This is a genomic window from Duganella caerulea, assembly GCF_040362985.1.
Lineage (GTDB): Bacteria > Pseudomonadota > Gammaproteobacteria > Burkholderiales > Burkholderiaceae_D > Rugamonas > Rugamonas vulcania.
In genome coordinates, this window is the sequence record NZ_BPWJ01000001.1 from 1,008,827 (window position 1) to 1,027,033 (window position 18,207).

Genomic DNA, 18,207 nt, shown 5'->3' on the forward strand with positions numbered 1-18,207 from the left:
TATATACAATAATAATTTGGTGCCGCACGACGTGGGGTTCGGGGTAGAATTTAGCTCCCCCGTGTTGTCGCCGAGCCGTTTCGCCATGCCTGAAGCACTGCCCTTCCAGATTCGAAAAGAATGCCCGCCGGGCGCCTGCGAATGCCGGCGCGACGAGCTGCTGGAGCAATGGGACAAGGCGCCCGACGATACCGACATTCGCATCCTGCGCCTCACCCGCGAGCAGGAGAAGCTGCTGATCGCCCGCATCGAGAGCATCGCCAGCTACGAAGAACTGGGCCGCATCGAACAACGCATGCAGGAACAGCTGGGCATGCGCCTGACCATCACGCCCAGCGCGAACGGCGTGCGTACCGTGATGGGCCTTCAGATCCGCCTGGCGGAGCAGCCAGGCCTGTGTCGCCGCACGCGTGAGCAGGTGCCGGCGGCGGTGCGCCGCTGCCTGAACAAGCATCCCGATATCGTTTACGCGCTGCTGAATGCGCGCGACCTGCTGGGCGCCGGTTAGCCGGGGTGCGCCAGCGCGGCGCCGGGCATGCTGCCGCCGGTCGATCCGTCCGGGTAGATGTCGTGGAATTTGCTGTAGTCCAGTATCCGCACGTTGCCATCCAGCTTGTCCGACATGATGTCGGCGAAGTGGTGGTTGAAGAAGATATGCTCGGCCGCGTAGGTCTGGCGGGCGTGGACGAAATCGTTGAGCGTGTCATCGGTGCCGGAGACCGCCACCGACAGCGTGGCGCCCTCCTTCTGCAGGTCTTCCTTGGTCTTGCCCCAGAACGGGCTCGATTCGTCGATCTTGTGCAGGATGGTCCACGTGAGCGCGAACACGCCGGAGCGCTCGCGTTCCAGCTCCAGGTCGTAGAAGCGCGTGAAGATCTGCCCTTCCAGCGTCATCTCGCGGCGGATCAGCGTGGCGCGCACCGAGGCTTCGAGTATCAGGTTGCCGCGTTCATTCCCGGTCCTCAGCATCAGCGTCGGCACACCGTTGAATGGCGTGATCACGGCGACGTCGGAGAACATGATGCGAGAAGTCGGCCGCGAGAAGCGCGCGAACAGCAGGCCCGTGACCGTCGCCACCTCCACCATGCCGAGCAGGATCTCAGTCGAGGCGACGATGTGGCCGTAGGTGGAGCCGGGGTTCATGTAGCCGTAACCGACGGTGGCCAGCGTTTCGATCGAAAAGAAGAAGGTGTCAAGGAAGGAGCCTGGCCGCGCGTTGGAGACCGAGCCTGGAACCAGATAGAACGCCAGCGCGAACGCCACGTTGGTGACCATGTACAGCACACCGACCAGCAGGAAGAAGCGCGGCCAGCTCAGGGTCAGCATCCAGTGGTAGATGTCGCCCCAGTACCTGCGCCCCAAGCCCACGCGCTTGATCTGCGAAGTCCCCATCTGGAACACGCCGCGGTCGTTGCCCACCCGTGGGCGGATAACCTTTTGCGCCGGCTGGCGCACCGGACCTTCAGTCATGATAGACCTGCCTTAGTCGTCGTCGTTGGGATCGAGGCCGGGGAACATCACCTCGGTGTAGCCGAACTTGGAGAAGTCGGCGATGCGCATCGGGTACAGCACGCCGAGCAGATGGTCGACTTCATGCTGCACCACGCGCGCGTGGAAGCCGTCGACGTCGCGGCGGATCGGCTGCTGGAACTGGTCCACGCCCTCGTAACGCAGCTGGGTGAAGCGCGGCACGCTGCCGCGCAGGCCGGGCACCGAGAGGCAGCCTTCGAAGCCCTCTTCCTTTTCGTCCGACAGCGGCGTGAGGACGGGATTGATCAATACCGTTTCCGGCACCTGCGGCGCGTCGGGATAGCGGGCGTTCTGCTTGAAGCCGAAGATCACCAGCTGCAGGTTGACGCCGATCTGCGGCGCCGCCAGGCCGGCGCCATTGGCCGCGTGCATGGTGTCGAACATGTCGGCGATCAGCTCGCGCATGGCCGGGGTATCGAACTCGGTCACCGGTTCGGCCACGCGCAGCAGGCGCGGGTCGCCCATCTTCAGGATTTCGCGCACCGTCATTTGCCGCCTCCTTCGATCTGGCAATGCATATCGCGCAGGAACTGGCAGTATTCGGCGCCGGTCTCCGGGTGCTTGAGGCCCATGGCGGTCATCGCCTTCAGGTAGCCCAGCTTGGAGCCGCAGTCGTAGCGCTGGCCGTCGTAGCGGTAGGCCAGCACGCGTTCGTCCTTCATCAGCGCGGCGATGCCGTCGGTCAGCTGGATCTCGCCGCCGGTGCCGGTGCCGAGGTTCTCCAGGTACTGGAAGATGCGGCCGGACAGCACATAGCGGCCCACCACCGCCAGCGTGGACGGCGCCACGTCCGGCGACGGCTTCTCGACGATGCCATGCACCAGTTCCAGCTTGGGCTGGTAGGCCGAGGCGCTGACGATGCCGTACTGGCGCGTGGCCGCGCGCGGCACTTCCTGCACCGCCAGGATGCTGCAGCGTTCATAGGCATACAGGTCGGTCATCTGCGCCAGCACCGGCTTGACGCCGTCGGCGGTGTCCATGAAGTCGTCGGCCAGCAGCACGGCGAACGGTTCGTCGCCGATGACGGGGCGCGCGCACAGCACCGCGTGGCCCAGGCCCAGCGGCTCGGACTGGCGAATGTAGATGCAGTTGACGTTTTTCGGAATGACGTTCTGCACCAGCTCCAGCAAGGCTTTCTTGTCGGCCGCCTCCAGTTCCGCTTCCAGCTCGTAGGCCTTGTCGAAGTGGTCTTCGATGGCGCGCTTGTTACGGCCGGTGATGAACACCATTTCCGTGATGCCGGCGGCGACCGCCTCCTCCACCGCGTACTGGATCAGCGGCTTGTCGACGATGGGCAGCATTTCCTTCGGCTGCGCCTTGGTCGCGGGAAGAAAACGGCTGCCAAGACCGGCGACCGGGAATACTGCTTTTCTGATTTTGGACATGATATCTATCTTTTTTATCTGGCTTCCAGCAGCGCCAGCAGGCCCGCCTCGTCCAGTATGGTGACTTCAAGTTCCTGGGCCTTGGCCAGCTTGCTGCCGGCGTCGGCCCCTGCAACCAGGTAATGCGTTTTCTTCGATACCGAACCGGATACCTTGCCGCCCTGTGCTTCGATCATGGCGCCCGCCTGGTCGCGGCTCAGGTTCGGCAGAGTGCCCGTCAATACAAAGGTCTTGCCGGTCAGCGGACCTTCGGCCGCCTGCTCCGGCAGCTGCGCCAGCAGATCGTTGCGCAGCTGGTCCAGCGCCTGCAGCTGTTCGCGATGGCCCGGCTCGGCCATCCACGCTTCCAGCGACTCGGCCACGTTGGCCGGCAAGCCGAACACCGTGAATACCTTCAGGTGCGCCAGCACTTCCAGCGTCACCTCCTGTTCGACCAGCTGCTTGCTGCGCGGTTCCGTCAACTTCGGAATGCCCAGTGCGGCCATCAGCTTGACGGTGTCGAGCTTTTCGCGCAGCTTGGCGCTGGGCGGATGCTCGCCGGTCGGCGCGACGCCTGCCGCCAGCAAGGCATCGATGGCTTCCTGGTTTTTCGGTTCGGCGAAGAAGTCGGCGATCGACTCGGCCACGATGCCGCCGATGTCCGGCAGCACGCGCAGCAGCGCGGCCGGGACGCGGCGCACCAGGTCGAAACGGCCCAGCCATTCGGCCAGCGTCTTGGCGGTCGATTCGCCCACATGGCGGATCCCGAGCGCGAACAGCAGGCGCTCCAGCGGCGGGTTCTTGCTGGCGGCGATGGCTTCCAGCAGGTTGTCCGCCCACTTGGTGGCGATCTTGCCCTGCGCGACAGTCTCCGGCGTCGTGCCTTCGCGCTCGTCGGCGAGGCGCTTCATTTCAAGCAGGTCTTCCAGCTTGAGCGCATACAGGTCGGCGACCCGCTGCACCAGGCCATGTTCGACCAGATTGTCGATGTAGCGGTCGCCCAGGCCTTCGATGTCCATCATGCGGCGGCCGGCGAAGTGACGAATCGCCTCCTTGCGCTGGGCGGAGCAGAACAAGCCACCGGAGCAGCGCGCGATGGCCTCGCCCTCTTCGCGCACGACGTGCGAGCCGCACACCGGGCAGGTCTTCGGCAGCACGTAGGCTTCCGGCTCCGGCGATGGCCGGCGCTCCAGCACCACGGACAGCACTTCGGGAATCACGTCGCCGGCGCGGCGCACAATGACGGTGTCGCCGACGCGCACGTCCTTGCGGCGCACTTCATCTTCGTTATGCAGCGTGGCGTTGGTGACGTTGACGCCGCCGACGAACACGGACGCCAGCCGCGCCACCGGCGTGATGGCGCCGGTACGGCCGACCTGCACCTCGATCGCCTGCACGGTGGTCAGCGCTTCCTCGGCCGGGAACTTGTGCGCCAGCGCGAAACGCGGCGCGCGCGAGACAAAGCCCAGCGTGCGCTGGTCCTGTAGCAGGTTGGCCTTGTAGACCACGCCGTCGATTTCGTATGGCATGGTCGGGCGGGCCTCGCCGATCCGTTTGTAGTAGGCCATCAGGCCGTCGTAGCCGCGCACCACGTCCGCCTCTTTCGCCACCGGCAGGCCCATGCCGCGATACCAGTCCAGCAGCGCGGAATGCGACAGCGGCATCTCCGCGCCTTCCAGCGCGCCCACGCCATAGGCGAAGAAACTCAGCTTGCGCGACGCGGTGATGCGCGAATCGAGCTGGCGCAGGCTGCCAGCCGCCGCGTTGCGCGGATTGACGAACTCCTTCAGGCCGGCCTCGCGCTGGCGCGCGTTCATCGCCTCGAAATCGCTCTTGAACATCAACACCTCGCCGCGCACGTCGAGGACGGCCGGCGGCGTTGGAGTGTTCAGGCGCAGCGGGATCGAGCGGATGGTGCGGATATTGGTGGTGACATCCTCGCCGGTATAGCCGTCGCCGCGCGTGGCGGCTTGCACCAGCAGGCCGTCGACGTAACGCAGGTTGATGGCGAGGCCGTCGTATTTGACTTCGGCCGCGTATTCGACGGCGGCCGCCGCGTCGAGGCCTTCACGCACGCGGCGGTCGAAGTTCTCGATATCCTCGTCGGTGAAGCCGTTATTCAGCGACAGCATCGGCACCGTGTGGGTGACCTGGTCGAACTGCGGCAGCGGTGCAGCGCCCACGCGCTTGGTGGGCGAATCGGGCAGCGCGAACTGCGGGTGGGCCTCTTCCAGCTTTTGCAGTTCGATGAACAGCTTGTCGTACTCCGCGTCCGGGATGGTGGGCGCGTCTTCAACGTGATAGGCGTGCAGGTGCTTGTTGAGCTCCGCGCTCAACGACTCGATGCGCGCCTTGTAATCCACTTCAGTCATTACCACTTCCTGCTAGCTAAACAAACGCAACGCGCGGATCGAACCGGCCGGAATGTCGGCGTCGTTCATCTCGGCGTAGAAATCCTGTACCTGGCCGGCGATCTCCGCCAGCGAGGCGTCCGACAGCGGCTGGTTGTAATCGTCGACGATGGTCGCGTCCAGGCGGCCCACCAGCGACTTGGCGCAGGCGACCATGGCGCCGAAGCCGTCGCGGGACGGCGCCACGCATGGCACGTCCAGCAGCAGCGTCAGGCGCGGCGTGGTTTCCTCGGCCAGCGTGACGTTGGTCGACAGCGAGAACAGGTGGCCGCCCTCGCCGTCCGGCATCACGTAGCGGCCATCGGGACGCACGTCGAAGCCCTGCTTCTCCAATGCGCCCAGCAGCGTGGTGATGGCCCACGGCGCGCCGTTGGTCTGCAGGTTGACACCCAGCTGCGCGTCGTGGCCGGCGACGAAGCGGTGCAGGTTGCGCGCCTCGGCCATCACTTCGATCATGTCCGGGATTTCCGGCTCGGCGCCGATTTCGTCGGCCATCGCGCGCAGGCGCGTGACCAGTTCCGAGTATTCCAGTTCGTTCAGCGCGGTGCTGCGGCTGGCCAGCTGCACGCCGCCCTGCAGCTTGGTGTAAACGCCGCCGTGCACGATGGGCTCCCATTCGCCGCTGACGGCCAGGCCGATGTAGTGCACCGGCTTGTTGCCGACCATGCGCAGCGTCTGCAGCACCGGCAGCAGCTTGTCGCCGCGCGCCGGGCCTTCCAGCGCCAGCGGCAGCAGGCAATCGATCAGCGGATCGACCAGCGCGGTGGCCTGTTCGGCGGCCGGCGTCACGCCGCTGGCGTGCGGCGCGGCCGGTGCCGCGGTTGGATCGGCGGGATCGGTTTCGAATTCGGCGGCGACGGCGGCCAGCGCAGCGGCGGCGGCGGAGGCTTCGCCACCAGCCACACCGGGCGCCGCGCTGTCGAGCGAGAAGCTCGGCTCGTGGCGCGCGGCTGGTGCATCGCCGGTGCGCATCAGCACATCGTCATGGTCGGTCGAGAAGGCGCGTTCCACGCTCTTCTTGGCTTTGTATTCCTGGATCTTGTTGTAGCCGAAAACGCCGGCGACGAATACGCCGGCGATCCCGATCAAACTCATTTGTAGGTCTGTCATGCTGCTTGTGCCTCGGAAGCGAAGTTTGCGGCGGATTCCATATCCACCGCCACGATGCGCGATACGCCCTGCTCTTGCATCGTCACACCGATCAGTTGATTGGCCATCTCCATCGCAATCTTGTTGTGCGAGATGAAGAGGAATTGGGTGTGGTCAGACATACGTTTGACCATCCGGCAGAATCGTTCGGTATTGGCGTCGTCCAGCGGCGCGTCCACCTCGTCGAGCAGGCAGAATGGCGCCGGGTTGAGCCGGAACATCGAGAACACCAGCGCCGTTGCGGTCAGCGCTTTTTCACCGCCGGACAACAGGTGAATGGTGGCGTTCTTTTTGCCCGGCGGCTGGGCCATGACCTGCACACCGGAGTCGAGGATTTCGTCGCCGGTCATGATCAGCTTTGCCTGGCCGCCGCCGAACAGGATCGGGAACAGTTCGGAGAAGTGGCCGTTGACGCGGTCGAAGGTGTCTTGCAGCAGATCGCGCGTCTCCTTGTCGATGCGCGTGATCGCGTCTTCCAGCGTGTTGATCGCCTCATTCAAGTCGGCGTTCTGCGCATCGAGGAAGTTCTTGCGTTCGGAGGCCGTCGCCAGTTCGTCCAGCGCCGCCAGGTTGACCGCGCCAAGCATCGAGATCGCGTTGGTCAGGCGCGTGACCTCGCCCTGCAGGTAGGACGCCTTCATATCGGGATGCAGCTTCTCGGCCAGCGCCGTCTCGTCGGCCTGCACTTCGGCCAGCTGCGCCGCGAACTGCTCCTGGTTCAGGCGCGCGGCCTGCTCCTTCAGCTGCATCTCCATGATCTTGTCGCGTTGCGGCTGCAGCGCGCGTTCGGTCGACATGCGGCCTTCCTCGAACATGCGCAGCTGCTGCGCGATCTGGTCGAGTTCATGGCGGGCGTCGGACAGCGCCTTTTCCTGGCTGGTGCGGCGGTCAAGCAGCTCCTGCAGGCCATCGTTGGCCTGGCCGGATTCCAGGCTGGCCAGTTCGTTCTGGCCCGCTTCCAGGCTATGCGTGACCTGCACCACCTGCGCGTTCGCGGTGGCGATGGAACGGCGGAATTCCTCGATCTTGCTGCGCTGGGACTTCTCAGCGAACTGCGCTTCCTGCGCTGCGCGTTCCAGGTCGCGCAACGCTTCGCGGGCGTCGGCCAGGCGCTGCTCTTTTTCGAGGAACAGGGTCTGGCCTTCCTCGTGGTCGCCCTGCAGGTTGCCGAGCTCCATATCGAGCTGCTCGAACTTCTCCTCGGACTCCATCTTGACCTGGGTTTGTTCCTCTTCCTGCGCGGCGATTTCGGCCAGGTCGGCTTCGATCTGGTTGCTGCGCTGGTTGAAGCGCGCTTCGATCTCCGACAGTTTGACCACGTCCAGCTGCAAGGTGTGCACCGACTGCTGCAGGCTTTGCAGCTTGGCGCGGTACTCGGTCAGGCGGCGCGTGAGTTCGGAGACGGCGGCATCGGCGCGCACCGAACGGGCGCGCGCCTCGTCGGCCAGCATCTGCTGCGCGCGCAGCTGCTTGGTGATGTTGTCGATTTCCTGCTGGCGGCCCAGCATGCCGTCCTGCTCCGAGTCGGCGGCGTAGAAACGCACGCTGCCCTGCGTGACGGCGTGGCCCTGGCGCGTGACGAAGCAGCCGCCGGCCGGCAGCCTGGCGCGTTCGGCGAAGGCTTCGGCCGTGTCTTCGGCGATGTAGACGTTGTGCAGCCAATCCTGCAGCAGGCCGCGCAGGCCCGGGTCGTTCAGCTTGAGCAGGTTGAGGAACGGCTTCAGGCCGGGCACTTCCACCGGCGCCGGCGGCACCGCGGTCGACGGAGCGAACAGCGCCAGCTTGGCCGGCGGCGCATCGCCGAAGAAGGCCTTGGCCCACTCGATGTTCGACATCTGCAGCGCCGAGGTGCGCTCGCGCAGCACGGATTCCAGCGCGGTCTCCCAGCCGGATTCGATATTCAGCTTTTGCCACAGGCGCGGCAGCGTATCCAGCTCGTGCTTTTGCAGCCATGGCGTGACTTTGCCTTGCGTCTGCACGCGCTCCTGCAACTGGCGCAGCGCGTTCAGGCGCGCTTCCAGTTGGGCGTTGGCGGCGGTCTCCGTGTTGACCTGCTGCTGCGCCGCCTGGCGTTCTTCTTCCAGCTTGGGCTGCTGCTCCAGCGCCTCCTCGAGCAGGAAGCCTTGCTCTTCCAGCGCCTGCTGCTTTTCCTCCAGCTGCATGCGCAGGTTGTTCAGGTGCGCGCTGTCCGGCAGATTGAGGCCGCTCTTTTCCTGCTGCAGACGCTCGCGCCGCACGGCCAGGCCGTTGAGGATGTTGTTGGCGTTGCGCTGGTGCGCCGATTCCAGTTCCAGCTGCTGCTGCGCCTGCATGATGCGGGCGCGCGATTCGGTGCTCCTGGTCTGCGCCTCGCGCCACACCTGCTCCAGCATCGGCAGCGACTCGGCCTTTTGCTCGGCCATCATCTGCGACTGTTCGACCTTGGCCGACAGCTCTTCCAGCGTGAATTCGGCTTCCTCGATCTGGCCGCCGTATTCGCTGGCCTGCTGCTGCCATTGGTCGCGCTGCGCGGTCAACGCGGCCAGCTGCGCCTGCAGGCGGCTGCGCGACTCGATGACAAACTTGATCTGCGCTTCCAGGCTGCCGATTTCGGCGTTGGTTTGATACAGGCTGCCCTGCGCCGTGTGCAGACGGTCGCCGGCCGCGAAGTGCGCCTGGCGCATCTGCTCCAGCGACAGCTCGACGTTGCGCAGCTTGGCGGTCTGCTCTTCCAGGTCGTTCTGCGCCTGCTCCATCTCGCGGAAGTATTTTTTCTGCTCGTTCTCGGCTTCGATCTTGCGCAGCAGCCAAAGCAGTTTTTGCTTCTCTTCCTGGTCCGATTGCAGCTGATGGAACTTGGTGGCGACGGCGGCCTGGCCTTCGAGCTTCTCCAGATTCGAGTTCAGTTCGCGCAGGATGTCTTCCACCCGCAGCAGGTTCTCGCGGGTGTCGTGCAGGCGGTTCTCGGTTTCGCGGCGGCGCTCCTTGTACTTCGAGACGCCGGCCGCCTCCTCCAGGAACACGCGCAGTTCTTCCGGCCGCGATTCGATGATGCGGCTGATCATGCCCTGGCCGATGATCGCGTAGGCGCGCGGACCGAGGCCGGTGCCGAGGAAGATGTCCTGGATGTCGCGCCGGCGCACCGGCTGGCCGTTGATGTAGTAGGTCGAGGTGCCGTCGCGCGTGAGCGTGCGCTTGACGGCGATTTCCGCATACTGGCCCCACTGGCCGGAGGCCTTGCCTTCGTTGTTGTCAAACACCAGCTCGACCGAGGCGCGTCCGGCCGGCTTGCGGTGCGTCGAGCCGTTGAAGATGACGTCCTGCATCGACTCGCCGCGCAGCTCGGAAGCCTTGGATTCGCCCAGCACCCAGCGCACGGCGTCGATGATATTCGACTTGCCGCAACCGTTGGGACCCACCACGCCGACCAACTGACCCGGCACCTGGAAATTGGTGGGATCAACGAAAGACTTAAATCCCGACAATTTGATGGAAGATAGACGCACGTTGTTATCTGGGCAATGGGCTGGAAAAGTTCACAATAATACCATTTTGCGCTTCAAATCAGGCCGAAAACGCGTCATGGAGGGTGAGTTCACCTATCGTAGCGGGGATTTGGGTTCGCGCCAAATGGCGCGGGTGTACGGTTTGTCGTGGCCCGACAACCAGAGCGCCGCCTCGGTGATCCAGGTTTCGGCCGGAATCGGCTCCACGCGCGGCGCGATCAGCATGATGGGAAGGCAAAACACCATCAGCAGGCGGCCCAGCGCCAGGTGATGCTCGGTGCTGGCGTACCAGATGAAGATGGCCGCCACCGCCAGGCCAAGCAGGCTGCCGGTCACCGACTCGGACACCGAGTGCGCCTGCACATAGACGCGGGAAATGGCGATCAACACGGCCAGCAGCACGCCCAGCAAGGTGCCCAGCACCCGCCACGGCGTCGGCGCCGAGCGGAACGCCAGGAAGAATGCCACCGGGAACACGGCGGCGGCGCGCATCGCGTGGCCGCTGAAGCCGGCGAATTCCACCGACTCGACGCCGATGCCCCAGCCAAGGAACGCCATCTTGGTGGCGACGACCAGAGCCATGCCGACGCCGAACAGGACGCACCATGCCGCCGTCAGGCGCCAGGACTTGCCGGCCAGCAGCCACACTGCAATCGCCACACCGATCGGCCCGGTCACCGCCAAGCTCCCCGCCACACTCAAACCATGCCACCACATCATCATCTAAAAAGCCCTATCGTTGTTTTTTGCACCGCGTCATTTAAACACATGCGGGCGCATTGTATCGAGAATTACTTAAGGGCAACAGTGCGCAGTGAAAATCGGCGGCGGCCGACGCGGTTTGGTGGGGCGTGGCATACTGCCACGCATGCTTACCATTCTTGGAAAATCCTCCTCCATCAACGTCCGCAAAGTGCTGTGGACCTGCGCGGAAATCGGCCTCGATTACCGCTTGGAGCAATACGGCAGCGGCTTCCTCCCCACCACCACGCCGGAATTCCTGCGCATGAATCCAAACGGCATGGTGCCGGTCATTATTGACGACGGCCACAGCCTGTGGGAATCGAACACCATCTGCCGCTATCTGGCCGGCAAGCACGGCCGCATCGACTTGTTACCGGCGGAACCGATGGCGCGCGCGCACGTGGAAAAATGGATGGACTGGCAGGCCTCCGAATTGAACAGCGCCTGGCGGTATGCCTTCATGGCCATGATAAGACAGAGTCCGGCGCATGGCGACGCGGGAGCGCTGGCCGCCAGCGTGTCCGAATGGAACCGGCTGATGGGCTTGCTGGACGCGCATCTGGCCGGCGGCGGCCCATTCGTCTGCGGCGGCTCCATGACGCTGGCCGATATCGTGCTTGGCTTGTCGGCCAACCGCTGGCGCTCGATGCCGATGGCGCGGCCCGCGCTGACCTCGGTCGACGCCTGGTTTGCCCGCTTGAACGAACGCGAAGGTTTTCGCACCCACGGCTGTAACGGCCTCCCCTGACACTAACTTTTCTGGAGTTTTGCAATGACTTTATCGACTTGGCTGTTGTTCTTATCGGTTTCGCTTGCGGCTGCGTTCAGTCCCGGCCCGGGCGTGCTGATGGCCATCTCGACCGCGACCACCATGGGCGCGCGGCGGGCGCTCTACAGTTCGGCCGGCAATGCGCTGGGCGTGTTCATCGTGGCGACCACGGCGGTGGCCGGCCTTGGCCTGTTGCTGAAGACGTCGGCGCTGGCGTTCGGCGCGTTGAAGGTGGCCGGCGCGGCCTACCTGATCTACCTGGGTATCAAGGCATGGCGCCATGCCAGCCTGGTCACTGAAACGGCCGAGGTTGCCGCGACGGCGGCGCCGGTGGCGAACGCACCCGTAGCCAGCCGCCTGAGCACGTTCCGCAGCGGCCTGCTGGTCGCGGTGAGCAATCCCAAGGCGATCCTGTTCTTCACCGCCGTGTTCCCGCAGTTCATGCCGCCCGACCATGTGGATCCGGTGCGCTTCCTGCTGTTGACGTCGACGTTCACCAGCTGCACCTTGCTGTCGCACTTTTTCTATGTGGCGTGCGCGTCGTGGTTGAAGCGCAGCGTCAAGCAGAGCATCGCCCGCACCCGCCTGGCCAAGCGCACCACCGGCGTGATCTTCGTCGGCATGGGCGGCGCCTTGCTGACGTTGACGAACTCGAAGTAAGCCGCCGGCAAATCAGGAAGCCAGATCAAGCCTGGACTATCAGCCGAAGGCCGAGGCTGGCGGGTCGATGTTGGCGTCGTTGTCGGCGCCGCGGGCCAGGGCTTGCGACAGGGCGACGGCGACCACGCCTTCGCTGCGTACCACCTGCACCGTCTGCTCCAGGAAGCGTTTGGCCAGCTGCTCGCCGGACATCGAGAACGCTTCCTGCCGCGCCGCCGTCGAGAAGATGTACAAGGTGCGCAATGGACTGATCCACGCCAACTTGACCTTGCGGCTGCCGCCATCCTCCTGCTCGAATTCCAGCCACATGCCGCGCGTCAGGCTGTCCACTTCGATGGCGGCGTCTTCCTCTTCGGGCGCGGGCTGCTGCGCTGCGCGCGCTTCGGCCTCGGCCTTCTCGGCCGCTTCGGCTTTGGCTTGCAGCTCCAGGCGCCGTTCGGCGGCCTGCTGCGCCACCTGCATGGAAATTTCCAGCTGGCGTTCCGGTGAAATCTCCAACGGCGCGCGCACGATGGAGGCGTGGCATTCGGCCAGCTCGGCAAAGAATTGCAGACGGTCGGCGTCCTGCCACTTGATGATGTCCAGCCATTTGTTCAGCGTGGACAACAGCACCGGCAGCTTGGTGATCAGCTGCTTGCGGTCGTCCGCGTTGAGCTTGGGACGTACGCTCCAGATCAGGTCGTCCATGGTCTTGGTGGCGTTGTTGACGGCGCCGGGCTTGTCGTCCTCGATGCTGTAGGCGATGGTCAGCACCGATACCCAGCGCTGTTCGAGGAAGGCTTCCACCACGGCGATCACTTCGCCGGTGCCGATGCGCAGTGCGACCGCGTTTTTGGCCAGCTTGCTGGACTCGGCCATCTTCTCCTGCTTCAGCGCGGCCGCGATGGGCTCGGCGATGGCGGCCGCGGCGGCGCGCTCCTCGGCCTGGATCGACGCTTCCAGTTCGTTGACGGCTTCGGTGAAGACCGACAGTTCATGGTCGTAGTCGCGGCCGACGCGGTCCACGCTGCGTTGCATCGCCTGGAACAGCGGGTCTTCCGGCCCTTTGCGCTGCTCCCAGCCCATGCGCGACAGCAGGTCGATCAGGCGGCGCGCGGGATGGGCTTCCTGGAAGAAGAAGTTCTTGTCGACCAGCGCGGCCTTCAGCACCGGGATTTGCAGGAAGCGGATCAGGTCGCGGATTTCCTGCGAGATGTTCTGGTCGCGGAAGACGGTGTCGAAGATCGCCGACAGCAGGTCGATGGTGCTTTCGTCGGTGCGCGACAGGCTGCCTTGCGGCATGCTGGCCTTGATGTTCGGCAGGTAGAAGACGTTGCCGCCGGCCGCTGCCGGTGCCGCGCCTGTATCGGCGGGCGCGGACGGCGACGGCATGGCGGCCATGCCGGCCACCGCGCCCAGCGATCCGATGGATTCGTAAGGCACCGCTTTTTGCAGCTGCGCCAGATACGCCAGCAGCGGCTGCTTGGCGCCGATCTGCGACAGGCGTTGCGCGTCTTCGTTGCTCAAGGCGCCGGGCATGAGGCCTTGTGCCGGACCTTGCACCCAGACGCCGCCCTGCCCTGCGCCCGCCGGCAGGAATCCGCCACCAGCGGCGGCCGGTGCGCCTGCCGTGCCGGCGGCAAAGCCGGGAGCCATCAACACGCTACCCGGCGTGCCGGCTGCGGTGGGCACGAAGCCGCGCGCCGCATCATCCGATCCCACGGGTGCCGCCACGCCATGCGCGACAACGCCTGCCGCTCCAGCCACACCCGCGCCGCCCACACCGGCGCCGGCAGCCCTCGATCCGGGCGCGCCGACCCCAGCGTGTCCGGCGGCCTGAGCGGCGGCGGCATTCGGCACCCACACGGCGCCAGAATTCAACGCCGACATCGGCAGATCGGGAATGCTGAGGTCCACGCCCTGCATCAAGCCGTCGGCGATGTTGTCGACGATCTCGCCCGCTGCCGAACCGGCCACGTCGCTGGATGCGAAGAACTGCCGCAACTGCTGCGCCAGCGCCGCCTGGTTGCCACGCACGCGCGACGGCGCGGCCGCCTTCGGCTTGTCCGTCTTGCGGCCCTTGAATCCGTCCACCGAGCCCGGCAGCACACCCTTGCTCTGCAGGGCCAGGTTCAACGCATCCAGCATCGGCCCCAGTTCGATGAACATGCCCGGCTTGATCAAGGGCTGCAACAGCGGCGCGGCCTCGGCCTCGGTATCGAACTCGGTCCAGGCCTGCTGCAAGGCGACCAGGAACACCTCCGGCCGGAACGGGTTCTGGCTGACTCGCAGGATATCGCGATCCAGCAGGAAGGCCAGCCGCACGTTCAAGGTTTGCAGCTGGTCGGAATACAGGCTCTCGAACGGCTTGCTGACACCACTTAGCGCCACCTTGTTATCCATCTCCTCGAACGGCACCAGCGACAGCGGCTGTTCGCTCTCGCGCGGCTTGCCCTTGACCGCCGGCGACAACTCGGCGATCTCGCGCCGCAGCGCCTTCTCCAGCGTGCTGGTGGCCAGGTGCAGGAAGGCGAAATTGCGGTTGCGCAGCTGGTTGCCGGCCCGTATGCGCTGCTGCACGGTGCGCGGGTCGCCACCGGTGGCGTCGATCAGCGCGCCGGCCAGCTTGGTCGCCAGGTCCAGGTACTGGTCGCCCGCATGCTTGGTGGCGATGCCGATCAGGTCCTCCAACAAGGCATGCCGCGGCGAGACCGTCTTTTTCGGCAGCGGGGGCGTTGTGGAGGATGCAACCATGATGTGACCTGTGTAGCGTGAGATATCGATTTACCACATTCTTGCACATTCTTTCCACATGGCAATACCCAAAAGGAAAGACTGTGCAATATTTCGTGTATTTTTGCGTTTCCCCACAGATTTAAGACCGCGAAACCCAGCATTGACGGGGCGCAAAGGACAAGGTTGAAGTTTCCCTAACATAACAATTTCCTGCCGTCGCCTCCGAGGATCCGTCATGAAATTCCTGCATAACCTGGAAACGTCCAGCAAGCTGCTGGCCTCCTTCGCCGTCCTGCTCGGCCTGACGTTGCTGCTGGGCCTGAGCGATCTGTCGCGCATGGCCCGCATCGACGACGCCTCCTCCGAATTGTCCGACAAATGGCTGCCGCAGACCATAGCTGTGCTGTCCCTGCGCAACGATTTGCTGGAGGTGCGCAAGCTGGAGCATGTGGTGGTGGGCGACAAGGACAGCATCGCCGATGCCGACCGCAAGCTGGGCATCGCCTACACGGCGCTGCGCAGCCACACCGGCCATCTGGCGCAGGTGCTGGCCGAAACGCCGGTGAAGCTGCCGGCCGCCGAGATGCTGCGCCTGGCAGCCGACTATGGCGCCGAACACGAACGCATGATGGCCCTCGCCGCCGAGGGTAAAAAGGACGAGGCCGCCGCCGCGCTGAAAGGCCGCTCGCAGCAGACGATGGACGCGCTGAACGGCCAGCTCGACAAGCTGCTGGCGGCGCAAAAGGCCGGCAGCCAGCAAGCGGCACATGCGGCCGACGACCTGTACGATGGCGCGCGCATCGTCGCGGTGAGCACGCTGGCCATGGCCGTCTTCGGCGGCGCCTTGCTGGCGCTGTGGCTGGCCCGCTCGATCTCGGCGCCGCTGCAGCGGGCGATGCTGGTGGCGCAGCGCATCGCCAATGGCGACCTGAGCACACGCGTCGGCGAGACCGCCAACAACGATACCGGCCGGCTGCTGCAGGCCATGCAGCACATGAACGACAGCCTGCTGGCCATCATCGGCCAGGTGCAGCAAGGCGCGCGCGCCATCGACGGCGCGGCGCGCGAGATCGCCGAGGGCAACCTGGACCTGTCGACCCGCACCGAACAGCAGGCCGCGTCGCTGGAGGAGACCGCATCCTCGATGGAGCAGCTGACCGCCACCGTCAAGCAGAACGCCGACCACGCGATGCAGGCCAACAAGCTGGCGCTGTCGGCGTCGGCCGTGGCGCAGCGCGGCGGCGCCGACGTCGAGCAAGTGGTGGGCACAATGGCGTCGATCGACGACAGCTCGAAAAAGATCGCCGAGATCATCGGCGTCATCGACGGCATCGCGTTCCAGACCAATATCCTGGCGCTGAACGCGGCCGTGGAAGCGGCCCGCGCAGGTGAACAAGGACGCGGCTTCGCGGTGGTGGCGTCGGAGGTGCGCAACCTGGCGCAGCGTAGCGCGGGCGCCGCCAGGGAGATCAAGGAGCTGATCGCCGATTCGGTCGACAAGGTGGCCCGCGGCACGCAGCTGGCCGACCAGGCGCGCACCACGATGGATGAGGTGGTGGGCAGCGTCCAGCGCGTGACCGGCCTGATCGGCGAGATCGCCGACGCCAGCGCCGAGCAGACCGCCGGGCTGGAGCAGGTGAACCAGGCCGTGGCGGAAATGGACCAGGCCACGCAGCAGAACGCGGCGCTGGTCGAACAGGCCGCCGCCGCGACCGCCGCGATGCAGGACGAGACAGGCAAGCTGAACGAGGCGATCGGCGTGTTCTCCGTCGCGCGCGAGCCGGCGGCGTCCCCTGCCCTCGTGGCCGGGCTCGCGCCGCAGATCGTCCACGCCGTGCCGGCCTCGAGCCGCGCGATCAACTCCACGCCGGCGACGGGCCGCGCTGTCAAGCCCACAGCGCCAGCCACGCGGCCAGCGCGGACGCCGCCCAGCCCGGCACGGCGCAAGCCCGCGCCCGCACCGCGCACCGCATCAGGCGGACACAGCAGCAAAGAAGTCGAGTGGGAAGAATTTTAAACAGGCGGCAAGGCATGCTCCTACATGCCACCAAGAGAAATTCCGATAGCGATCAGTGGATCGAGCCCGCATCATTGCGATACCAAAAACACGCCGGCATGCAAGCTCCGGCGTGGTTCTGGCGAGTACGCTCTTTCACTTTTACAAAGGAATTGACATGAACTCGAATCAAAAAGGCAGCAGCAGCAAGCAGGGCTCGACTTCCGGAAGCAGCAAGCAGTCGGGCGACCAGGGTTCGTCCAGCGGTTCGCGTGGCAGCGGCACCCAGGGCGGCACCCATGAGCAGCACGTGGAAGCCGGCCGTCAAAGCCACAAGAACGACGCCAACAAGCAGTCCGGCAAGAAAGACCGTTAAGTAGGCCAGCGCGGTCGATGCGGCGTCACGAAGGCGCCGCATACCCCATCAGATGTTCGCCACCCGCTGTCCGCGCGGCGGCACGAAATCCTTCACCGCATTGATCATTCCCACTTTCAAGCTCTCGGTCGCCGTCAGGTGCAGGTCCGAATACTCGTGCGTGCGCCAGTGCTCGTCCGTCAGCTGCACATGGTCGCGCAGGATCTGCTCGGTGCGCGCGTCGTCGGCCTGCAGGCCTTCGACGATGATGCGCAGCGCGTCCGGCCGGGCGCCGTGCGGCGCGCTGGCGTGCGACTTGTGCACCATGAAGCGCGCCGTCTCGCTGGCGTAGCGCTCGGAGCCGGCCAGGAACAGGATCACCGCGATCGACGCGACCGCGCCGGCGTTGTAGGTGACGATCTTGATCGGCAGCTTGCTCAGGTAGTTGTACAGGCAGATGCCGTCGCTGACGTAGCCGCCGTTGGACTGGATCAGGATGTGGGCGGTGGTGATGCGGTCTTCCGTCATGTCGGCAACGGCATCGAAGACACGGCGCACCATGTCGCTATTGACGTCGCCGGACAGGGTGAACCACGCGTGGCCCTCGTAAGTAGTGGAATCTTGGCTCATGGCTGGGCTCTTGAATAAGTGTGATCTATTCTAGCAAATAGTTGTTTTTCAGGCTTCATTATGGCATTTCATTCGTGCGCGCGGAAAACAGGCTTCAGATTGACAACACGATACTTCTGACATATATTCCCGAGTCTTGATCGGGAGAGGGCAAACCAGCGTTGCCGCCGAAGGGGCACTACCCAAAAACTCTCAGGCAAAAGGACCGATCAAGGGACCAGCGCGACCGTATCGACGGGACGCCAACTGGACCAACTCTGGAGAGCGGCCGCGGCGCAAGCCGGCGGCCCACCGAAGGGGCGCACGGGAATCAGGAGTCACCCTCCTCCCGTAATCTCTCAGGTACCAAGGACAGAGGGGTCTGCGATCATTGTGGAATCAGCTTGTTTTTTGGCGTTT

14 protein-coding genes and 2 riboswitches are annotated in these 18,207 nt (G+C 65.0%); of the genes, 5 read left to right on the top strand and 9 right to left on the bottom strand.

Features of this window, described 5'->3' with window-relative positions; translation table 11 throughout:
- The first annotated feature begins 85 nt into the window (after window positions 1-85).
- Entirely contained in the window at window positions 86-508 is a 423-nt protein-coding gene (locus ACUJB0_RS04295; RefSeq protein ID WP_444844154.1) for a hypothetical protein, read from the top strand.
- On the opposite strand, the gene ACUJB0_RS04300 is transcribed toward ACUJB0_RS04295, so the two are convergent.
- The 7 genes from ACUJB0_RS04300 to ACUJB0_RS04330 form a co-directional block, all read right to left on the bottom strand.
- Window positions 505-1,470 (bottom strand): ion channel, encoded by a 966-nt coding sequence (locus ACUJB0_RS04300; RefSeq protein WP_444844155.1) that lies wholly within the window; start codon window positions 1,468-1,470, stop codon window positions 505-507. The genes ACUJB0_RS04295 and ACUJB0_RS04300 overlap by 4 nt on opposite strands.
- Before the next feature lie 12 nt (window positions 1,471-1,482).
- Window positions 1,483-2,019, bottom strand: coding sequence for a peptide deformylase (def, locus tag ACUJB0_RS04305; protein ID WP_161084784.1), 537 nt, complete (start codon window positions 2,017-2,019; stop codon window positions 1,483-1,485).
- A complete protein-coding gene (gene galU / locus ACUJB0_RS04310; protein WP_444844156.1) occupies window positions 2,016-2,915 on the bottom strand; it encodes a UTP--glucose-1-phosphate uridylyltransferase GalU in 900 nt (299 codons plus the stop codon). Before galU ends, def begins: the two co-directional genes overlap by 4 nt.
- Before the next feature lie 14 nt (window positions 2,916-2,929).
- Entirely contained in the window at window positions 2,930-5,266 is a 2,337-nt protein-coding gene (gene ligA / locus ACUJB0_RS04315; RefSeq protein WP_444844157.1) for an NAD-dependent DNA ligase LigA, read from the bottom strand.
- Window positions 5,267-5,278: 12 nt separating this feature from the next.
- Window positions 5,279-6,415, bottom strand: a complete 1,137-nt coding sequence (locus tag ACUJB0_RS04320; protein ID WP_444844158.1) for a cell division protein ZipA C-terminal FtsZ-binding domain-containing protein — start codon at window positions 6,413-6,415, stop codon at window positions 5,279-5,281.
- Window positions 6,412-9,939, bottom strand: coding sequence for a chromosome segregation protein SMC (gene smc / locus ACUJB0_RS04325; protein WP_444844159.1), 3,528 nt, complete (start codon window positions 9,937-9,939; stop codon window positions 6,412-6,414). Before smc ends, ACUJB0_RS04320 begins: the two co-directional genes overlap by 4 nt.
- A gap of 93 nt (window positions 9,940-10,032) precedes the next feature.
- Complete coding sequence (locus ACUJB0_RS04330) at window positions 10,033-10,617, bottom strand: phosphatase PAP2 family protein (protein ID WP_444844160.1); 585 nt, start codon at window positions 10,615-10,617, stop codon at window positions 10,033-10,035.
- 190 nt (window positions 10,618-10,807) lie between these two features.
- Here ACUJB0_RS04330 and ACUJB0_RS04335 point away from each other — a divergent pair, with 190 nt between their 5' ends.
- Window positions 10,808-11,431, top strand: coding sequence for a glutathione S-transferase family protein (locus ACUJB0_RS04335; protein WP_444844161.1), 624 nt, complete (start codon window positions 10,808-10,810; stop codon window positions 11,429-11,431).
- 24 nt (window positions 11,432-11,455) lie between these two features.
- Entirely contained in the window at window positions 11,456-12,112 is a 657-nt protein-coding gene (locus ACUJB0_RS04340; protein ID WP_444844162.1) for a LysE family translocator, read from the top strand.
- Between the two features lie 39 nt (window positions 12,113-12,151).
- Here the strand turns inward: ACUJB0_RS04340 and ACUJB0_RS04345 are convergent, their stop codons facing one another.
- Complete coding sequence (locus tag ACUJB0_RS04345; protein WP_444844163.1) at window positions 12,152-14,845, bottom strand: DUF1631 family protein; 2,694 nt, start codon at window positions 14,843-14,845, stop codon at window positions 12,152-12,154.
- A gap of 217 nt (window positions 14,846-15,062) precedes the next feature.
- Here ACUJB0_RS04345 and ACUJB0_RS04350 point away from each other — a divergent pair, with 217 nt between their 5' ends.
- Together ACUJB0_RS04350 and ACUJB0_RS04355 are read left to right on the top strand one after the other, a co-directional pair.
- Window positions 15,063-16,844, top strand: coding sequence for a methyl-accepting chemotaxis protein (locus ACUJB0_RS04350; RefSeq protein WP_444844164.1), 1,782 nt, complete (start codon window positions 15,063-15,065; stop codon window positions 16,842-16,844).
- Window positions 16,845-17,001: 157 nt separating this feature from the next.
- Window positions 17,002-17,199 (top strand): hypothetical protein, encoded by a 198-nt coding sequence (locus tag ACUJB0_RS04355; protein ID WP_161086552.1) that lies wholly within the window; start codon window positions 17,002-17,004, stop codon window positions 17,197-17,199.
- Between the two features lie 48 nt (window positions 17,200-17,247).
- On the opposite strand, the gene ACUJB0_RS04360 is transcribed toward ACUJB0_RS04355, so the two are convergent.
- Window positions 17,248-17,808: an ATP-dependent Clp protease proteolytic subunit gene (locus tag ACUJB0_RS04360; RefSeq protein WP_444844165.1), complete on the bottom strand. Its 561-nt coding sequence runs from the start codon at window positions 17,806-17,808 to the stop codon at window positions 17,248-17,250.
- 131 nt (window positions 17,809-17,939) lie between these two features.
- Window positions 17,940-18,026: riboswitch (glycine riboswitch) on the top strand.
- Between the two features lie 29 nt (window positions 18,027-18,055).
- A riboswitch (glycine riboswitch) is annotated at window positions 18,056-18,173 on the top strand.
- Window positions 18,174-18,207: the final 34 nt, after the last annotated feature.